Annotated in this window: 16 protein-coding genes; 11 read left to right on the top strand and 5 right to left on the bottom strand. The window is 59.0% G+C overall.

The genetic code is table 11. The annotated features are described in order from the left end of the window. The first annotated feature begins 49 nt into the window (after window positions 1-49). On the top strand, window positions 50-946 hold the full coding sequence (locus TK42_RS04930) for a LysR family transcriptional regulator (RefSeq protein ID WP_032880126.1): 897 nt from the start codon (window positions 50-52) through the stop codon (window positions 944-946). 8 nt (window positions 947-954) lie between these two features. Here TK42_RS04930 and TK42_RS04925 read toward each other — a convergent pair whose 3' ends face one another. Next, window positions 955-1,557: a glutathione S-transferase family protein gene (locus TK42_RS04925; RefSeq protein ID WP_032880125.1), complete on the bottom strand. Its 603-nt coding sequence runs from the start codon at window positions 1,555-1,557 to the stop codon at window positions 955-957. Window positions 1,558-1,865: 308 nt separating this feature from the next. Between TK42_RS04925 and TK42_RS04920 the strand changes: the two genes are divergently transcribed. Then, entirely contained in the window at window positions 1,866-3,212 is a 1,347-nt protein-coding gene (locus tag TK42_RS04920) for an NCS2 family permease (RefSeq protein ID WP_005789942.1), read from the top strand. 12 nt (window positions 3,213-3,224) lie between these two features. Then, complete coding sequence (locus tag TK42_RS04915) at window positions 3,225-3,863, top strand: LysE family translocator (protein ID WP_032880122.1); 639 nt, start codon at window positions 3,225-3,227, stop codon at window positions 3,861-3,863. On the opposite strand, the gene TK42_RS04910 is transcribed toward TK42_RS04915, so the two are convergent. Beyond that, window positions 3,847-9,081: a dermonecrotic toxin domain-containing protein gene (locus tag TK42_RS04910; RefSeq protein ID WP_103733711.1), complete on the bottom strand. Its 5,235-nt coding sequence runs from the start codon at window positions 9,079-9,081 to the stop codon at window positions 3,847-3,849. The genes TK42_RS04915 and TK42_RS04910 overlap by 17 nt on opposite strands. A gap of 159 nt (window positions 9,082-9,240) precedes the next feature. Continuing rightward, entirely contained in the window at window positions 9,241-9,594 is a 354-nt protein-coding gene (gene uraH, locus TK42_RS04905) for a hydroxyisourate hydrolase (protein ID WP_032880118.1), read from the bottom strand. A 431-nt stretch (window positions 9,595-10,025) separates the two neighbouring features. On the opposite strand from uraH, the gene puuE reads away from it, so the two are divergent. The 8 genes from puuE to TK42_RS04865 all read left to right on the top strand — a co-directional run bounded on the left by puuE (window position 10,026) and on the right by TK42_RS04865 (window position 17,204). Next, window positions 10,026-10,952, top strand: coding sequence for an allantoinase PuuE (puuE, locus tag TK42_RS04895; protein WP_103733710.1), 927 nt, complete (start codon window positions 10,026-10,028; stop codon window positions 10,950-10,952). After that, on the top strand, window positions 10,949-11,464 hold the full coding sequence (gene uraD / locus TK42_RS04890; protein WP_103733709.1) for a 2-oxo-4-hydroxy-4-carboxy-5-ureidoimidazoline decarboxylase: 516 nt from the start codon (window positions 10,949-10,951) through the stop codon (window positions 11,462-11,464). The genes puuE and uraD overlap by 4 nt, the downstream gene beginning before the upstream one ends. A gap of 41 nt (window positions 11,465-11,505) precedes the next feature. Then, a complete protein-coding gene (gene alc / locus TK42_RS04885; protein ID WP_005789952.1) occupies window positions 11,506-12,501 on the top strand; it encodes an allantoicase in 996 nt (331 codons plus the stop codon). Between the two features lie 118 nt (window positions 12,502-12,619). Beyond that, window positions 12,620-13,123: an ureidoglycolate lyase gene (locus tag TK42_RS04880; protein ID WP_005789953.1), complete on the top strand. Its 504-nt coding sequence runs from the start codon at window positions 12,620-12,622 to the stop codon at window positions 13,121-13,123. Window positions 13,124-13,174: 51 nt separating this feature from the next. Further along, window positions 13,175-14,458: a urate hydroxylase PuuD gene (locus TK42_RS04875; protein WP_032880113.1), complete on the top strand. Its 1,284-nt coding sequence runs from the start codon at window positions 13,175-13,177 to the stop codon at window positions 14,456-14,458. A gap of 177 nt (window positions 14,459-14,635) precedes the next feature. Then, window positions 14,636-15,979, top strand: a complete 1,344-nt coding sequence (locus tag TK42_RS04870) for a nucleobase:cation symporter-2 family protein (protein ID WP_103733708.1) — start codon at window positions 14,636-14,638, stop codon at window positions 15,977-15,979. A gap of 44 nt (window positions 15,980-16,023) precedes the next feature. After that, entirely contained in the window at window positions 16,024-16,395 is a 372-nt protein-coding gene (locus TK42_RS26775) for a hypothetical protein (RefSeq protein ID WP_143508472.1), read from the top strand. 23 nt (window positions 16,396-16,418) lie between these two features. Continuing rightward, entirely contained in the window at window positions 16,419-17,204 is a 786-nt protein-coding gene (locus TK42_RS04865; protein WP_005789957.1) for an outer membrane protein OmpK, read from the top strand. 108 nt (window positions 17,205-17,312) lie between these two features. On the opposite strand, the gene TK42_RS04860 is transcribed toward TK42_RS04865, so the two are convergent. Continuing rightward, window positions 17,313-18,461 carry a patatin-like phospholipase family protein gene (locus TK42_RS04860; protein ID WP_032880110.1) on the bottom strand — a complete coding sequence of 383 codons (1,149 nt, stop codon included), beginning with the start codon at window positions 18,459-18,461 and terminating at the stop codon, window positions 17,313-17,315. 29 nt (window positions 18,462-18,490) lie between these two features. Continuing rightward, window positions 18,491-19,426, bottom strand: coding sequence for a lipid A biosynthesis lauroyl acyltransferase (locus tag TK42_RS04855; protein WP_005789961.1), 936 nt, complete (start codon window positions 19,424-19,426; stop codon window positions 18,491-18,493). Window positions 19,427-19,451 lie beyond the last annotated feature (25 nt).

Genomic DNA, 19,451 nt, shown 5'->3' with positions numbered 1-19,451 from the left:
TAGTCTTTGTAAATTGGAATATTCGGCCTAGCACGTTCGGAAAAACAAAATGAAGAACTCGATCCAGCACATCCAGGCCTTCCTCGCGGTGGCCCGCACCGGTAGTTTCACCAAGGCGGCCCACGAGCTGCACCTGTCGCCTTCGGCCCTGACCGTGCAAGTACAGCAATTGGAAGACTGGCTCGGCGTCGCCCTGCTCGACCGCAGCCCGCGCCATGTGAGCATCACCGCTGCCGGCCAGGATGCGCGCGGGCCCATGGAAAAACTGCTGCTGGACCTGGACAACATCGTCACCGGCTCACGCGACCTCGCAGCCTTGCGTCGCGGCGTGGTGACCATCGCCGCCCTGCCGTCAGTTTGCGCCGGCGCCCTGCCTCCGGCCTTGCGCCTGTTTCGCCAGCGCTTTGCCGGGATCGAGGTGCGCCTGCATGACCTGGTAGCCCATCGCATTCATGCCCAGGTCCGCAACGGCGAGGTGGATTTCGGCATCGGCGTACGGGCGCGCCTGAGCCATGGCCTGCAATTTCAGCCGGTGCTCAATGATCGCTTGTGCGCGTTTGTGCCGCTGGATCATGCGCTGACGCGCTATCGGTCACTGACCCTGGCGCAACTGGCCGACCAGCCAATTATCCTTACCGGACGTGACAGCAGCGTGCGCGAACAGGTCGACGCACTGTTCGACCAGACACGGCTGACGCTGAATGCGGGCATGGAGGCCAACTACATGTCGACGGTATTGGCGCTGGTGCGCCAGGGGTTGGGGATCAGCGTGCTGCCGGAATCGGCGGCGGACAGCCTGGAGGGATTGAAGCGAATCGACATCGATCATCCCGGCGTGAACCGGGAGATCGGCTTGATCACACGCAGCGCGATGGCATTGAGCCCAGCGGCACAGCGCTGCTTTGAACTGCTCAACAGCACATTATCTACAAGCACATCGCTCTAAATGTGAACTCAATCCAGCATCGCCACGTGCTTGGGATGGCTGGCCACCCGCTGCAACCACGCCTGCACCGCCGGGTAAGGCGCCAAATCAAAGCCGCCTTCATGGGCTACATGGGTGTAGGCATACAGCGCGATATCAGCAATCGAATAGGTGTCGCCCACCAGGTACGGCGTGGCTTGCAACTGGCGCTCCATGACTCTCAATGCCTTGTAACCGCCCTTGTGGGTGGTCTTGTATTCCTCAAGACGGTCCTGCGGCATATTCAGGTAAAACTGGATAAACCGCGCCACCGCTATATACGGCTCATGGCTGTACTGCTCGAAAAACTGCCACTGCAATACCTGGGTGCGCAGGCGCGGTTCCGTGGGCAGGAACTCGCTGCCATCGGCGAGGAAATTGAGAATCGCATTGGACTCCCATAGGCAGGTGCCGTCTTCCAGCTCCAGCACCGGGATCTTGCCGTTGGGGTTCTTCGCCAGGAACTCAGGGGTCTGGGTGTCGCCCTTGAGGATGTCGATATCGATCCACTGAAACGGGATCCCCAACAAGCTAAGCATCAATTTGATCTTGTAGCAGTTGCCCGACTTGTAATCGCCATAAACCTTGTACATGGGCTCCCCTTATGCCGCTTTGCGCATTCCGAGCGAATGCTTGCGCCCTCAAAGTGCGGGTATTGCGGCAATGTTTCAAGGCGGCGGGCGGAATAAATCTGCCTGCCCACCCTGGAAGTCCGCCTTTCATCCACTTTCGCCCAGACATTCGAAAACATTATTTGCTTTATTTGTATACAAAAGCATAATTCGCTTCGTGCGAGTTCCTGACCTTTTGGTCAACAAACCCGCCAGTACCTCAAAGCGCTGTTGCCCACTCATGTGACCGGCGCTGGACATAACAATAAAACGATTGAGGAGTACTCGCTGTGGATAGCCGTAAAACCGAAGCCCCTACGTTGGACCTGGCCACGCCGCAAGGCGGTTGGCTGGAACGCCTGTTCAAACTGCGCTTGCATGGCACCACAGTGAAGACCGAGCTGATCGCCGGCCTCACCACCTTCATCACCATGGCCTACATCATCTTCGTCAATCCCAACATCATGGCCGACGCCGGTATTGATCACGGTGCGGCCTTTGTCGCCACCTGCATCGCCGCAGCCCTGGGGTGCCTGTTGATGGGCCTGTACGCCAACTGGCCGGTGGGCCTGGCGCCGGGTATGGGCCTGAACGCGTTTTTCACTTACACCGTGGTCGGCACCATGGGCTACAACTGGGAAACCGCTCTCGGCGCTGTCTTTGTCTCGGGTGTGCTGTTCATGATTCTGACGCTGTCACGCATCCGAGAATGGCTGCTCAACAGTATTCCGGTCAGCCTGCGTCATGCCATGGGCGCAGGTGTGGGCCTGTTCCTTGGGGTGATCGGCCTGAAAACCGCCGGCATCATCGTCGACAGCCCGGCCACCCTGATCAAGCTCGGCTCCCTGCATGAACCCGCCCCGCTGCTGGCGGCGGTGTGCTTCCTGCTGATCGCCATCCTCAGTTATCACCGTGTATTCGGTGCAATTCTCATCAGCATCATCGCCGTGACCCTGGCCGGCTGGGGCCTGGGCCTGGTGCATTACAACGGCATTCTCTCCACCCCACCGAGCCTGGCACCAACCTGGATGGCGATGGACGTAATGGGTGTGTTCAATGTGAGCATGATCAGCGTGGTATTTGCCTTTCTTTTTGTACACATGTTCGACACTGCCGGTACACTGATGGGCGTTGCCCAACGCGCCGGGCTGGTCAAGGCCGACGGCAAGATCGACAACCTGTCCCGCGCATTGAAGGCCGACAGTGCTTCCAGTGTGTTCGGCGCCATGGTTGGCGTGCCGCCAGTGACCAGCTACGTGGAAAGCGCCGCAGGTGTGGCAGCCGGTGGCCGCACCGGGTTGACCGCTGTAACGGTGGGTGTGCTGTTCGTGGCGGCGATGTTCTTCGCACCACTGGCCGGCATGATTCCCGCCTACGCCACCGCTGGCGCGCTGATCTACGTAGCGATGCTGATGATGGCGAGCATGGCCCATATCAATTGGGATGAAGCTACCGACAGCATTCCGGCGATCGTCACTGCCATCATGATGCCGCTGACGTTCTCGGTCGCCGACGGGATCGCTCTGGGCTTTATCACCTATGTAGCGCTGAAGGCCGGCACCGGCAAGTACCGCGAGATTTCTGTCAGCCTGTGGGTGTTGTGCGCGATTTTCATTGCGAAATTCATATTTTTATAAAAGGAGCAAATGATGAACCTGGATACCTGGCTGCTGTTCAGTGGGGCTGCATTGATCGTGATCCTGATTCCAGGGCCATTGTCGCTGCTGATGATCAGCAACAGTCTCAACTACGGCCTGCGCCGCTCGTACCCGGCGTTTTTGGGCGGAGTGTTTGCGTCGATCTGCCTGTTGAGTGCTTCGGCCTTGGGTCTGGGGGCCTTGTTGCTGGCCTCGGAACAGCTGTTCAGTGCCTTGAAAATTGTCGGCGCGCTGTACCTGTTCTACCTGGCCTGGCAGAGCTGGCAGCAATCGCGTCTGCCGAGCGAAGGCGCCGAAGTCCCACAAACGCCGTCTGTACCGCGCTTTCGTGCGTTGTTTGGGCGAGCCTTTGTGTTGGGCGCCAGCAACCCCAAGGACATCCTGTTTTTCGCAGCCTTCCTGCCGCAGTTTCTCAGCAGCCAGCAACCGTTCCTGCCGCAATTGCTGATCATGATCGCCACCTGGACGGTGCTCGACCTGCTGTGCAAGCTGGCCTACGGTCTGGGTGCCCATGGCGCAGCGCGTTACTTGCGCAGCGGTTCGGGCCAGAGCTGGTTCAACCGCATCAGCGCGGCACTGTTCGGCGGCGCCGGTGCGATGGCACTCATCAATGCTAAGGGGTCAATTTGACGAAATAAACAGTTGGATCGAGACGCCCCTTTGTGGGCCATTGGATGCCGGCCACAATCCGCACCAAGCGCTGTTCCTGCATCGCGGTGTCAACTGCCCTTAATAAAAGAGAGTCGGGGTGTGAGTTGATGGCTATCCGAACCCAACGGTTCGAAAGCTTCCCTCTCACGGTCATTCGCCCCAGTTCAAGCCATTGGTAGGCCACGTAGTAAATGGTGTTCGAACGGGGATGAGTAACGACTGATTCAATACTGGGTTCTCCAAAACGCATCCCTGCGCGCCGCACAGACAAGTCCTCGACGCGGTAACCCTGCTGCTCCAGCACGGTCCTGACGGCGGCGCGCTCCGCTTCAAGCCTCTGCGTCCTGACCGGGACGACACCATATTGCAGGCTCGGGTCTAACGGATGAGGCGGCGTGAAATCAACGCGCGTGAAGCCGGGTGCCTTGCCTTCGAAACCGACGTATAGATATTGCTTGCGCCGTTCATTAGTCCGCAACATCCGTAGTAAATCGTCCGTTTGGCCGCTCCTCGCAGGGAGCGGGGGTAGCCATTCGTCCAGCGTCGCGCGGATGCCGAGCAAATGGCTTGCCGTGGCAGAGTGGGAAGGATCTGCCAATTCAATCATTCTCATGACGGTAAACTTTCGAGCTTCATTCGTCATGGAGGGAAAGGCCCTGCCCACAGAGTGCTCCAACGAACTGTCGAACAGCGCCGAATGATGTTGCCATTCACCTGTAGGCAGGCGTGATACAGGAATGGGCTGGTCGCGAATATCAGTGCTGGTCCAGCGCATGATATCGGCTCGCGCGGATGGCCCCGGTGGCTCATTTCGGGTGATAAACACCAGGTCAGTCAACGATGCATGGTCGCCCTGCGGGAGCATCCGGTAAAAACCGCTGTTCGGATCCTGGAAGTCGGTATAAGGAGGAGCCACGCGCAAAAACCTGGCATTGAGCGAAGAACCTCTGGGAGCCGAGCCAACCTCAAACACTCCAGGCGCAGGGAAGCCCACAATGTCACGGGGGTGAACTTGAGCACGCCAACTCAACCACTGGGTGTCCGTTGTACGTGACTGGACAATCCGGTTCTCAGTCGCCATGCGCTCACGAGGGGGTTGCCAATCCGACGAGGGCGCCCGGGGAGCGCGCCATGGGTCATGCACCCCGGAGCTGGGCCCAGGTTGAGGATTATCGGCCTCCAGCATCCACTCCTTGGGCTGATGGATATTCAGGACCAACTCATCCTCACCGCTTTTCAGCATGTTTCTCAGCCGAAACGCAGACTCGCTATCACGTTGGTAAACGGGATAATGGTGAGTGTCATCCGTTACAAATTGCTGACCGTCTTTCACATAAACGCCCTCCCTGCCACGCCCTTTGAGCGCCACAGCATCCGGAGGCACGCCCTTGACTTTGAAACGGTCCAAGGGTTTTAACGCGGCCGCAGAAGGCGCAGCCTGACGCAGCACTCGGCCACGGCTGAAATGCGAACGATGTATCCGATTCAACACCGCCCCCAGCGGGCGCCGCACGATACCCGCCGCTACGCCTCTGACCTTGGGGCCGGGGGTAAAGGTCTGCCACAAATCGAACACCAGATACTGGGTCATAAACACAATATCCACGACATCATTGGGGTCTGCGAAACGGTGAAAACGTCGTGCCACAATCAGCAATTCATAAAAGGAGTTAGCCAGCGCAAATAACGGAAAGAAAAACGATATGAGCGCTCGCAGGCTGCTATCAGTCTGCTCCGCAAGGCGGCGGACACGATACTCATCCAGCACCTTGCCGGAATTACTCGCCGCTTGAGTGCGGCGTTGCAAATCCAGCACATTGGCGTAATACAGCAATGCCCTGGGTTCACTGTGGGATATGGGAACGATCGCCAGCCAGTTTGACGGGTTACTGGCAATTTGCTCGCGGATCAGTTTTTCGATCTCATCGAGCACTGGCGTCGGTTGCAGATGTGTAATGCTGAAGGAGCGAACAAAACCAGGGAGCCTCCACTTACCTTCGAAATAATAAGCATCCGGCATGACAGAAAGCCATCCAGGCTCTCCTGCTTCATCGGCGTCATGAATGATTGCGTCAAATGCCCAACCGGGCGCTACCTGCCGCGCCAGTAACTTTACAAGGTCAGCCGAAGCGGCAACGCGACTGAGTTCTACCCGCGCCACCGCCACGCTGATGTACTCGGTGATGATCAAGGCATGCGGCGCAGCAGGCCAGTAAACTACGCAGCGCCCGCTGCCCTGATCCTGCATGACCACGACCCCTGAGATATAGCGATCATGCTGCATCGTGTGCGCCGCCAGATGAACGACGTACAACTTCAAATCATACCCATTTTTCAGCAGGTCCTCAGGCGTTCGCGCCGCCATCGCCGTGCTGAACAGGCTCTGTGCAAAGGTGCTGAGCCCTTGTTGAACCGCCGAAAAAAGCTGCATGTGCGCGCATTCATCCAGCGTGCGATTGATCAGCGCAGGAATGCGACCCGCATCCGAACTCGGTTTGGTTTTAACCGTGGGGTAGAAGGTGTGGTTGATCTGCGTGTTGTAGTTTCCGCCGATATCCAGCGAGGAGACTGTCTTGATCAGATAGTCCTTGTTCAGCCGTTGCTTCCACTGCGGTTGCAGATAGCTTGCTCGATTCAATCGCCAAGGCACCCAGGGTGCTTGCGGATCAAGATTATGCAATGCCAGCTGCAACATGCTGAAGGTTGTGGTTTGAGTACTTGGGGTCAGGACCTGCCCGCGATTGCCCGGCGTGCAGTGGCTTTGATTACCGCAGAAGCTGCCTCTGACATCGTCCGGCATCGTGATCAGGGGCTTGTCGATGTCCAGCTCCGGGTAGAAACCATCCTCGGTTAAACGGGCGATCAACTTGCGGCGGGCGAACGTTTCCAAGTCAGTCAGAGAGCGTTCAAGCAGGCTTTCAGAGGCAAAGGCGCTGCTCAGGTACCGGCGCTGCAAGCGCTTGAAGTGTTTAAGCTGGGCAGGTGTTGCGCCCGCTAACCACTGTGGCAGTTTTTTTGCCTCAAGCGCAGCCTTGCGCAGAAGATCAATGTTGGCCTGAGCCTGGTTCAAGGCGGGACTGTCGGGAATCTTCAAGTGCGCGTCCAGCTCAGCCAATAGCAACAAACGGCTCAGCTCGGCATCTTTTACCTCATTGAACAGACCGGCAGTACCCTCAATGCGCTTGTTCAAGCGAAAGTAGTAGGCCATCAAGTGTTTGAAAGAAACCGTCGCTGGGTTCCCCTCAATGGGTTCATAGCGCACCGTCAGGGTTTCACGCCGGGCATGGTCACGTAAGTCGTGACGCTTATCGTGCTCTATACAGCCCCACAGGACCGAATCATCACTGCTCCCGAGGCTGGCTTTCAGACCGCGGGTCAAAGCGTCCAGGCCGGAAAAAGCCTTCAGCCCGCCATATTGCCCGAATGCATACAGCGCGACCGGAACCCCACGGGACGGGTGCTTCATCGCCGTCGCCCGAGCCACTACCCAAACGTTATGAAGCGGGTAGAAGGCAGCCTGCACGCTGCCCACAGAGACCGAAAACACCTGGGCTTTACCGCCCACGTATTTGGATGCCGACAGCCGCTCCACGACCTCCATCACCAAGTCCCGATGTGCAGTGGGTATCAGCTTGAGCCGGTGTTGCAACTGAACCTCACAGCGCAGGGCCTCGACATGGGCACGCAGGAACAAGGCATAACGTTTGTGCGCACCGGTTGGGCGCTCAATCCAAAAAGGCATATCGTAGAGCCGCTGCTGTGCACCGTTAATCAGCGAATTCAACGCTTCTTTATGCGCTTTGAGTTGGTTCTCAAACACCACAAATTCCTCAAGCGCTGCAGTCTCGACGCTCAGGTCATCGGCGTTGAATAGTGCGAGCAGACCTTTTTCGTAGCGTTTGACCTGCTGTTCTGCGGTGAGCAGGGCCAGGCCGGGCGCGGTGCTGGCAAAGATAATTTCTGCGCGTCGTCGCTGCTCGTCCCACTTGAGCAATTGATAGAGGAGGGTCCCAAGCCGGACTTTACCGACCAGTTGCTTCCTTGCACGCTCGATAAAACGCAGAAAAGGCACAGCGGTCAGCGGTTGAGGTCGCGGCTTTTTTGGAGAAAACACGTGTGCGTGATTGATCGCCAGCGCACAGGCCAGCTCGTTTTCCCATTGACCTTCCAGCAACGCTTGCGCGCTCATCGCCAGCGCATCACCGGAGATTGTCGAACCGCGATCCACGCTTAACGCGGGGGTCAGGTCCGTAGGCCGACACAACTCATGTCGGCGCTCTAACGGCAGGCATTGCCAGAGTTCGTCGAACAGTGACTCACTGGCCAACTTTACCAAACCGCATTGCAGGTCGAAGAAGGACGGGTACTCGTAGAAATTGCGCACCACACCCGGCAGGTAAATCACATGCGGTGCACCATCAGGATCGCCTTCACGGTAGATATGCAATGCACCGGGAATTGCAACCGCAGGCGTACCCGGCCACATCAACGAACTCGCTCGCACAGTGGCCCAATCGCCCCCTGCTCGCTGGCGCGCCCCAGCACTGGGTGCGTCGATCAGGGCCTGAAGCAGAGCCATCCCGACACTCGACAGCTCGTCCAATTGCTGCGCCATAAAAGCCCGGTCAGCGAAGAGTTCGGCGTGCAGCTCTGCCCAATACCCCCTGCGTGTTTGCGAGGAACCGGGCTGCAGCGCGTCCCAATAAGGCGTGGCCGACCAGGCAATTCTGTCTTGCAGCTTCATGGCGATAACTCGCTGCAGCACTTGCAACGGCGTATAAGGCAACTGGCGAGTCGGGTCACCCTTGACGCTCAGGGCAGTGAACTGATTCAGGTTGATCGGCACTGCGGGCAAGGCCAGTGACAGCAGCGCCCGATCAGTCAGGCTGTCGACTTTCTGGGGTTCTGCTGGTGGTTTGGGCACGGTGAACAGCAGGGTGTCCGGGTCTATTTCAAACTCTTTGCGTAGCTCGTCGCGGATCATCCACAAAACTTTTGGCGCGCGCGCTATCAGCCTTCCAAGCACCTTTATTACCTCGACGCAGCGCAGTTCGGCAAAAGCAATCTGATTGATCAGGCGGCTTGGATGGGCGTGAGCGTTGACTCGCCGGGTCAGCTGGCTGCGCATACCCTGAAGCGTTGCTTGAGCAGCGATCTCCGGATCTTCTGGGTCGGGGATGTGGTTGAGTGAGGCCATGATGTTTTCTTGATTGAGGAAAACACCGAGCCTAGGCAACGCACAGGCACTTAAGGCTTTAGATAGTTGAACGCAGCACGCGCAAAAAAAGCCCGCAGTGTGCGCGGGCGAAACCAACGAAGAGCATTTTTTTGGGGGGGTGTGAAGCGAGGTGACGACTCAGCTACCGCGATAGGTGGAGTAGCTGTAAGGCGAAATCAGCAGTGGCACATGGTAATGGTCTTGTTCGGCGCTGATGCCGAAACGCAATACCACCACGTCGAGAAAAGCCTGCTCCGGCAGTTGCACACTGCGGGCGCGGTAGTAGTCGCCAGCGCTGAATTGCAATTGGTAGACACCGCTGCGGTAGTCATCGCCTTGCAGCAGCGGCGCGTCGCAACGGCCGTCGCTATTAGTCACGGCGCTACCCACCAGTTCAAGCTGCGCGCCTTCGACGCGATACAACTCGACCTTGATCGCGCTGCCGGGGCAGCCGTGTGCGGCGTCCAAAACGTGTGTGGTCAAACGTCCCATGGCTTTTATGCGCCTCCCGAAGTCAGTCATAGAGAAACCCGCACTCTTTCAGGGCAGTGAAAGAGCCGGCGATGGCCGATTAAGACACTTTTATAAAAAATTGTACACAATAAATTTCACAGCGCTTCCACCCTCCTGTAGGAGCGAGCTTGCTCGCGAAAAACGCCAACGATGACGCGGGCTCTCAGAATGAAAAGTGGCGCCCTCAGGGTTTTCGCGAGCAAGCTCGCTCCTGCAGTGGGCTTTTTCATTTTAACCTGACCACTTAGGCAAGTTTCTTGCAGACAGACCGTTTAGAAAAAATGCAGAAATGCAGGCTTACAAAGTTTGCGATAAGTTGTATACAATCACTCATCGCTGTGACGCCACCCAGTCTTTTCACTGCCCGGCCGCCACACACCTAGCTACCACGAACAAGAAGGAAGACTGCAGTGAGCGCTGACTACCCACGCGACCTGATCGGTTACGGCAGTAACCCTCCTCACCCCCACTGGCCGGGCAACGCACGCATTGCACTGTCGTTCGTACTCAACTACGAAGAGGGCGGCGAGCGCAATATCCTGCATGGCGACAACGAGTCTGAAGCCTTCCTTTCGGAAATGGTCTCGGCCCAGCCGCTGCAAGGCGAGCGCAACATGAGCATGGAGTCGCTGTACGAATACGGCAGCCGTGCCGGGGTGTGGCGCATCCTCAAGTTGTTCAAAGAGTTCGACATACCGCTGACTATCTTCGCCGTGGCCATGGCTGCCCAGCGTCATCCGGATGTAATCCGCGCCATGGTCGCCGCCGGCCACGAGATTTGCAGCCACGGCTACCGCTGGATCGACTACCAGTACATGGACGAGGCCCAGGAGCGCGAGCACATGCTCGAAGCCATCCGCATCCTCACCGAGCTGACCGGCGAACGCCCACTGGGTTGGTACACCGGTCGTACCGGCCCCAACACCCGCCGCCTGGTGATGGAGGAAGGCGGTTTCCTGTATGACTGCGACACCTATGACGACGACCTGCCCTACTGGGAACCCAATACCCCTAACGGCAAGCCGCACCTGGTGATCCCCTACACCCTGGACACCAACGACATGCGCTTCACCCAGGTGCAGGGTTTCAACAAGGGTGACGACTTTTTCGAATACCTCAAGGATGCCTTCGACGTGCTGTATGCCGAAGGTGCCGAAGCGCCGAAGATGCTTTCGATCGGCCTGCATTGCCGCCTGATCGGCCGCCCGGCACGCCTGGCCTCGCTCAAGCGCTTCATTGAATACGTCAAAGGCCATGATCAGGTGTGGTTCACCCGCCGCGTGGACATCGCCCGTCACTGGCACCAAACCCACCCCTGCACGGGAGCGGCGAAATGACTGCGTTCCAGACCTTGCAACCGTCGACCCTGAGCCGCGACGCCTTCGTCGCTGCCTTCGCCGACATCTACGAACATTCGCCATGGGTAGCCGAAAAGGCCTTCGAGCTGGGCCAGGATACATCGATCGACCAGATCGAAACCCTGCACCAGCGCATGAGCGATATCCTGTTGAGCGCTGATCATCAAAGCCAGTTGGCCCTGATCAATGCTCACCCGGACCTGGCCGGTAAAGCCGCCGTCCAGGGCCAACTCACCCAAGCCAGCACCGATGAGCAAGCTGGCGCGGGGATTCACCAATGCACGGCCGAAGAGTTTTCTCGCTTCACCGAGCTGAATGACGCCTACAAGGCCAAGTTCAAGTTTCCCTTCATCATGGCGGTAAAAGGCAGCAACCGGCACCAGATTCTCGCCGCGTTCGAAACGCGCATCCATAACTCGACAGACACCGAGTTCAAGTGCGCGCTGGACGAGATCAACAAGATCGCGTTGTTCCGTTTATTGACCCTCTAAACGACCATCCCCAGCCACTCTATCCAAGGCAGACAAGAAGAATGAAAGCTTACGCCGTACCTTTCGAAAAGTTCGTCAACCTGGCCGACGCCCGCCTGGGCACCAAGATCATCTCGGTGACCGATGACTGGTTCGCCGACGCCAACCGCCTGTTCCAGCCGACCCCGGCCGTGTGGAAGGAGGGCGTTTTCGATGACAACGGCAAGTGGATGGACGGCTGGGAGTCACGCCGCAAGCGCTTCGAAGGCTACGACAGCGCGGTGATCCGCCTGGGCGTGCCGGGTTCGATCAAAGGCGTGGACATCGACACTTCATTCTTCACCGGCAACTTCCCGCCGTCGGCCTCACTGGAAGCCTGCTTCCTGGCCTCGGGCGAGCCGGACGCCAATACCCAATGGGTTGAAGTGCTGTCGGCGGTAGAGCTGCAAGGCAACAGTCACCACTACCACGAGATCAACAACGACCAGGCGTTCAGCCACCTGCGCTTCAACATCTACCCGGATGGCGGCGTCGCCCGTCTGCGTGTGTATGGCGTGCCGTTCCGCGATTGGTCTTCGGTGGGCGACAACGAACAGGTCGACCTGGCTGCCGCGCTCAATGGCGGTCGTGCCCTGGCCTGCTCCGATGAACACTTCGGCCGCATGAGCAACATCCTCAACCCGGGCCGTGGCATCAACATGGGTGATGGCTGGGAAACCGCGCGTCGTCGTACACCGGGCAATGACTGGGTGATCGTCGCGTTGGGCCACCCGGGCGAGATCGAAAAGATCATCGTCGACACCCTGCACTTCAAGGGCAACTACCCGGACACCTGCTCGATCCAGGGCGCCTTCGTCAAAGGCGGCACCGACAGCCAGATCGAAACCCAATCGCTGTTCTGGCGTGAACTGTTGCCGGCGCAGAAACTGGAAATGCACGCCGAACACACCTTCGCCGAGCAGATCAAGGCGCTGGGGCCGATTACCCATATCCGCCTGAATGTGTTCCCGGATGGCGGTGTGAGTCGCCTGCGCGTCCTGGGCAAAGTGTCGAAATAAGCGGTGATGCCATCGCAGGCAAGCCAGTTCCCACAGGGGAATGCATTCCAAATGTGGGAGCGGGCTTGCCCGCGATAGCAATAGACCAAACAACACAGTATTCGGATAAGAGACAGCCATGCGCACACTGATGATCGAACCCCTGACCAAAGAAGCCTTCGCCCCTTTCGGAGACGTTATCGAAACCGATGGCAGCGATCACTTCATGATCAACAACGGGTCGACCATGCGCTTTCACAAACTGGCAACGGTCGAAACAGCACAGCCTGAAGACCACGCCATCATCAGCATCTTCCGCGCCGACGCGCAGGACATGCCGTTGACCGTGTGCATGCTGGAGAGACACCCGCTGGGCAGCCAGGCGTTCATACCGCTGCTCGGCAACCCCTTTCTGATCGTGGTCGCGCCACTTGGCGATGCACCTGTATCAGGCTTGGTCCGCGCCTTCGTTACCAACGGCAGGCAGGGCATCAATTACCATCGCGGCGTCTGGCACCACCCGGTGCTGACGATCGAAAAGCGGGATGACTTCCTGGTGGTTGATCGCAGTGGCACAGGCAATAACTGCGATGAGCATTTTTTCAAAGAGGATGAGCGGTTGATCCTCGCCCCCCACCAATAAGAGAAGGCCGGATCACCCGACAACAAGGGTGACAGGCGAGAGGTAAAGACTGTGGAAGCACATCTGTTGGAATGGCTGAACCTGAGCGTGCGCTGGGTTCACATGATCACTGGCGTCGCCTGGATCGGCGCTTCGTTCTACTTTGTCTGGCTGGAAAACAACCTCAATCGCGTCAACCCCAAGAACGGCCTGGCCGGTGACTTGTGGGCGATCCACGGTGGCGGTATCTACCACCTGGAAAAATACAAACTGGCTCCGCCGACCATGCCGGACAACCTGCACTGGTTCAAATGGGAAGCCTACTTCACCTGGATGTCGGGCGTCGCGCTGCTCTGCGTGGTGTTCTACCTCAACCCCACGCTGTACCTGCTCGCCCCCGGCAGCAGCCTCAGCGGCACCGAAGGCGTATTGCTGGGCATCGGCTCACTGTTCGCCGGCTGGTTCATCTACTCCTTCCTCTGCGACTCGGCCCTGGGCAAGCGCCCTGCCCTGCTCGGCTTGATCCTGTTCGTGCTGCTGATTGCGGCGGCGTATGGCTTCAGCAAGGTGTTCAGCGGCCGTGGCGCCTACCTGCACGTGGGTGCGGTGATCGGTACGATCATGGTCGGTAACGTGTTCCGCATCATCATGCCCGCCCAGCGTGCACTGGTGGCAGCCATCGCCGAGAACCGCACACCGGATCCGGCGCTGCCGGCCAAGGGCTTGCTGCGTTCACGCCACAACAACTACTTCACCTTGCCGGTGCTGTTCATCATGATCAGCAACCACTTCCCGAGTACCTACGGCAGCCAATACAACTGGCTGATCCTGGCCGGGATCGCAGTGGCGGCGGTGCTGGTAAGGCACTACTTCAACACCCGGCATGACAGCCAGAAGTATGCGTGGACCTTGCCGGTGGGCGCGTTGGCGATGATCAGCCTGGCGTATGTAACCGGGCCCAAACCTGCAGAACCGATTGCCAAGGCACCTGCTGCGATCGAGTACCAGCCGCTGCCGGAAACCGCCCTGGGCGGTGGCTTGAAACCCGCAGCGCCTGCCGCCCCCGCCGCTGAACCGGCACCGGCCCAGGCCACGACCGACTTCGGCCAGGTGCACCATGTGATCGAGCAACGCTGCACCGTGTGCCATTCGGCCAAGCCCACCAGCCCGTTGTTCAGCACCGCTCCGGCTGGGGTGATGTTCGACACACCGACACAGATCCAGCAGCAGGCCGCGCGTATTCAAGCGCAGGCCGTGGCCAGCCAGATCATGCCGTTGGGCAATATTACCCAGATGACCCAGCAGGAAAGAGACCTGATCGGCACCTGGATCAATCAGGGGGCCCGCACCAACTGACTGTTTCACACGGGACCAATGTGGGAGCTGGCTTGCCTGCGATAGCAGTGTGTCAGTCACCGGATGAGTTGCCGACCCTGCGCTATCGCAGGCAAGCCAGCTCCCACAATTGAGATCTGCCGTGTTTTGAAAATTGCTTTGCAAACAACACAAAAATAAAAAGATTCGAGGTGTTGCATGTCCCAGTTAGAAACGCAGACTCCTGCCGCACCCGCCATGGTGCGGCTGCCCCTCTTGCAACTGATTCTGGTTGGCTTGCAACACGTCTTGCTGATGTACGGCGGCGCCGTCGCCGTCCCCCTGATCATTGGCCAGGCCGCAGGCTTGAGCCGTGAAGAAATCGCCTTCCTGATCAACGCCGACCTGCTGGTGGCCGGTATCGCCACCATGGTGCAGTCGTTCGGCATCGGCCCGGTAGGTATCCGTATGCCGGTGATGATGGGTGCCAGCTTCGCCGCCGTCGGCAGCATGGTCGCCATGGCCGGTATGCCCGGTATCGGTTTGCAAGGCATCTTCGGCGCGACTATCGCCGCCGGGTTCTTCGGCATGCTGATCGCGCCATTCATGTCCAAGGTCGTGCGCTTTTTCCCGCCGCTGGTAACCGGTACCGTCATTACCGCCATCGGCCTCTCGCTGTTTCCCGTGGCCGTGAACTGGGCCGGTGGCGGCAGCGCTGCCGCCACGTTCGGCTCGCCGGTGTATCTGGCGATTGCCGCCCTGGTGCTGGCGACCATCCTGCTGATCAACCGCTTCATGCGCGGCTTCTGGGTGAATATCTCGGTGCTGATCGGCATGGGCCTGGGTTACGGGTTGTGCGGCGTTATCGGCATGGTCGACCTCAGTGGCCTGGCCCAGGCGCCCTGGGTGCAGGTGGTCACGCCGTTGCACTTCGGTATGCCCAAGTTCGAGTTGGCGCCGATCCTGTCGATGTGCCTGGTGGTGGTGATTATCTTTGTCGAGTCCACCGGCATGTTCCTCGCCCTGGGCAAGATCACCGGCCAGGAGGTCACCCCGAAAATGCTGCGCCGCGGCCTGTTGTGTGACGCCGGCGCGTCGTTCTTTGCCGGTTTCTTCAACACCTTTACCCACTCCTCCTTCGCGCAGAATATCGGCCTGGTACAAATGACCGGCGTGCGCTGCCGCTCGGTCACGATCATGGCCGGGGCCTTTCTGATTGTGCTGAGCCTGTTGCCCAAGGCCGCCTATCTGGTCGCGTCGATTCCGCCGGCAGTACTCGGTGGCGCGGCGATAGCCATGTTCGGCATGGTGGCGGCGACCGGGATCAAGATCCTGCAGGAAGCCGACATCGCCGACCGTCGCAACCAGCTATTGGTAGCGGTGAGCATCGGCATGGGCCTGATCCCCGTGGTACGGCCGGAGTTCTTCGCGCAACTGCCACTGTGGATGAGCCCGATTACCCACAGCGGGATCGCCATGGCCACACTCAGCGCGTTGTCGCTGAACATCCTGTTCAACATCCTCGGCGGCGCTGAACGCCCCGAAGTCGCCCATACGCATTGATTCCTTTGTTAGTACAAAAATAACAACAAACAGGGAACAGCCACATGCACAGCCTTCAACCGGGGCCGGCCACACGCCGCGCCCCATTCTCGCCCCTCGCGCTGTGTTACAGCGCACTTGAGCCCAGGCCTGGGAGCCAGTATTCTCCGCGCCCGCTCGAATCGACTCAAAAAAAAACAGCGAATGTAAAAGCTGACTTCAAGGCCAACTTATCCCGGCCTGATGTTGGCTGCCAAAGTGCGCAAAAGTCCTCTGAATTCGACTGCATCCGCTGCAGCCGACGGGGATTTTTTGGCTTTTCAAACACCTTGGCGCAGCTCTTGCTAACAGCATTAAAGCTGACCGAACAGACGATTTTTGCAGCGAACCAAAAGGCGCCATACCAGAGCGCCTGCGTAGAAGAAAAAAAACCATAAAACTTTAACTCGGGAGCAACCGAATGAAACCCATGTTCAAAGGCCTGATGCTGGCGGGATCCCTGCTGGCTGGTGGCCAGGCCGTCGCCGGTGACTTGTTGCAGTGGCAGAACAACAGCCTGACTTACCTGTGGGGCAAGAGCTTTACCGTCAACCCGCAGATCCAGCAAACCGTCACCTTCGAACATGCCGACGCATGGAAGTACGGCGACAACTTCTTCTTCCTCGACCGTATCTTTTACAACGGCAAGGAAGACGGCAATGTCGGCCCGAACACTTACTACGGCGAGTTCAGCCCGCGTTTGTCGTTCGGCAAGATTTTCGACAAGGACCTGTCGTTCGGCCCGATCAAGGACGTGCTGCTGGCCTTCACCTACGAGTTCGGCGAGGGCGATAACGAGTCCTACCTGCTGGGCCCGGCATTCGACTTGAACATCCCCGGTTTTGACTACTTCCAGTTGAATTTCTACCAGCGCCAGACCGAGGGCAATCGCCCGGGTGACGGTGTGTGGCAGATCACTCCGGTGTGGTCGTACACCATCCCCGTGGGCAATTCCGACGTGCTGATCGACGGTTTCATGGACTGGGTGGTGGATAACGACAAAAACGCCCGTGGCACTTATCACGCCAACCTGCACTTCAACCCGCAGGTCAAATACGACTTGGGCAAGGCGCTGCACTGGGGCGACAAGCAGTTGTATGTAGGTTTTGAATACGACTACTGGAAGAACAAGTACGGGATTGAAGACAGCGGCGCGTTCAAGACGACTCAGGACACCGCAAGCTTCCTGGTCAAGTACCACTTCTAAAGGTTGATCGCGGTTCCCTGTGGGAGCTGGCTTGCCTGCGATCGCGGTGTGTCTGTGCCAGCAGTGTTGGCTGGCATACCGCTATCGCAGGCAAGCCAGCTCCCACATTCAGTTAGGCGTCAGGCCGAGGAATCGGGTGATTTCGTCGCGCTTGGCCAGCGCATCCTTGCGCCCCAACTCGATCAACTCGCTGCAATACCCCGCCTCGAACAGCAAATAACTCAACACCCCCGCCCCACTGGTCTTGGTCGCCCCCGGTCCGCGCAAGAACAAGCGCAACGCCGCCGGTAATTCCTGGCGATGTCGCGCCGCGATTTCATCGATAGGCTGGCTGGGCGCAATCACCAGCACGTCTACCGGCGCCAGGCCCTGCACCGCGGCGTCGACAGGGACAACCCGACTAAACTGGTTCAAGCGCTCCAGCAGTTCGATATCGCTTTCCAGGCTGTCAATGAAGGTGCTGTTGAGCATATGCCCACCGATTTGCGCCAGGGTCGGTTGCTGGCCGGTGTAGGTACGTTGCGTCGACGCTTCATTGCCCCTGGGATTGCCGCTCACGCCGACCACCAACACGCGGCTGGCGCCCAGGTGCAAAGCCGGGCTGATGGGCGCTGACTGCCGCACCGCGCCATCGCCAAAGTACTCTTCGTCGAGTTTGACCGGAGCAAACAACAGCGGAATCGCCGAACTCGCCAGCAAGTGCTCCACCGTCAGTTGGGTCGGCACGCCGATACGCCGATGGCGCAGCCATGCATCGATGGTGCCGCCGCCCTGGTAGAAAGTCACCGCTTGCCCGGACTCATAGCCAAACGCCGTCACCGCCACTGCCTGCAAGTGCTTGCGGCGAATAGCCTCGTCGATGCCGTCCAGGTTCAAGCGTTCTTGCAGCAAGTCGCGCAGCGGCGAGCTGTTGAGCAGCGCCACGGGCACCTGGGCGCCCAGGCCCAATAGGCTGTGGATGAGGAAACGGCTGGCCTGGCGTATTACCCCAGGCCAGTCGCTGCGCAGCACCTGGTGGCTGCGAAAGCCCTGCCAGAATGCCGTCAGCCGTTGGATCGCTGCCGAGAAATCGGTAGCGCCACTGGCCAGGCTCACTGCATTGATCGCGCCGGCGGAGGTGCCGACAATCACCGGAAATGGATTTGGCGCCCCCGGTGGCAGCAACTCGGCAATCGCCGCCAACACCCCCACCTGATACGCCGCTCGCGCCCCGCCGCCGGAAAGAATCAAGCCTGTGACCGGTTCAACTGAGCGCATTGCGTCACTCCGTGTGGTAAAAATCAGCGTTATCGACGGCGCTTTTCATACAGTTTGGGCTCACCCGGCGGCCGGCTCTTGAAACGGCGATGGGTCCACAGGTATTGCTCGGGGCAATCGCGTACCGAGGCTTCGACCCATTGGTTGATGCGCAGGCAGTCGATTTCGTCGGTTTCACCCGGAAAATCGGTCAACGGTGGATGGATCACCAATCGGTAACCGCTGCCATCGGCCAGGCGCTCCTGGGTGAACGGCACCACCAACGCCTTGCCCAGGCGTGCGAACTTGCTGGTAGCGGTGACGGTAGCTGCCTGGATACCGAACAGCGGCACGAAGATGCTTTGCTTGGCGCCGTAATCCTGGTCCGGTGCGTACCAGATGGCCCGGCCGGCACGCAGCAGCTTGAGCATACCGCGCACGTCGTCGCGCTCCACGGCCAGGGAATCGAGGTTATGGCGCTCACGACCACGGCGCTGGATAAAATCGAACAGCGGGTTGCCATGCTCGCGGTACATGCCATCGATGGTGTGTTTCTGCCCCAGCAGCGCCGCGCCGATTTCCAGGGTGGTGAAGTGCAGGGCCATCAGGATCACGCCCTTGCCTTCCAAGTGTGCCTGTTTGAGGTGTTCCAGCCCTTCGACATGGGCCAGTCGCGCCAGGCGCGGCTTGGGCCACCACCAACTCATGGCCATTTCAAAAAAGGCGATACCGGTGGAGGCAAAGTTTTCCTTGAGCAGGCGTTTGCGCTCCTGCACGGATTTTTCCGGGAAGCACAGCTCAAGGTTACGCGCCGCGATACGGCGGCGATCGCCAGCCACGCGGTACATGCCCGCACCCAGCAGGCGACCAATGGTCAACAACGCCCGGTACGGCAACTGGGTGACCAGCCACAGCAGGCCGAGCCCCAGCCATAGCAGCCAAAAACGCGGGTGAAGAAATACAGCTCGAAAACGCGGGCGATCCATTACAGATTCCGGTAAAGACAAGGGC

Source organism: Pseudomonas sp. GZJR-8 (assembly GCF_002916705.1).
Taxonomy (GTDB): Bacteria; Pseudomonadota; Gammaproteobacteria; order Pseudomonadales; family Pseudomonadaceae; genus Aquipseudomonas; species Aquipseudomonas synxantha_A.
This window is presented reverse-complemented; position numbering and strand designations above follow the sequence as displayed.